This window comes from Achromobacter sp. GbtcB20 (genome assembly GCF_019091095.1).
In the GTDB taxonomy this organism is placed as follows: domain Bacteria; phylum Pseudomonadota; class Gammaproteobacteria; order Burkholderiales; family Burkholderiaceae_B; genus Achromobacter; species Achromobacter mucicolens.
In genome coordinates, this window is sequence record NZ_JAGXJZ010000229.1 from 1 (window position 1) to 464 (window position 464).

At 61.6% G+C, this 464-nt stretch carries 1 protein-coding gene; it reads right to left on the reverse strand.

The features are described 5' to 3' along the window. A partial coding sequence (locus KVT32_RS28730) for a class I SAM-dependent DNA methyltransferase (RefSeq protein ID WP_217619274.1) occupies nt 1–464 on the reverse strand: 464 nt, incomplete at both ends.

Genomic DNA, 464 nt, shown 5'->3' on the forward strand with positions numbered 1-464 from the left:
GCAGTTGTTCGCCGTCCTTGAACTTGGGGTTCACCAGCGTGTCGCCACTCAGGATGGTGGCGCTGGGGAAGTCGTGCAGGATCATGTTCATCCGCGCGAGACCAGCGGTGGTCACGTCCTTTTCCTGCCCTTCCAGGGTGATCTGCCGGCCCGCCTCGGCGGCCACTTTCAGCAGCAGCGATCCTGCACCGCATGTCGGGGCATACGCCGTGGTGGAGGCCTTGGTGTAGAACTGCCCCTTGCTCTTGCCGGACTCCTGGCCGAAGTGACGCTTCAGGTGTTCGTAGGCATCGCCAAGCAGGCCGTCGTTGTCGGCGCGGTTGTTAGCAAAGTTCAGCTCGGGCTTTTCGAAGATGGCGATCAGGTTGCCCAGCCGTTCGACCATTGCCGAGCCTTCGCCGTGCTTGTTGGCGTCGTTGAAGTCCGGAAAGTCGCTGCGCGCCAGTTTAGTGTTGTGATCGGTC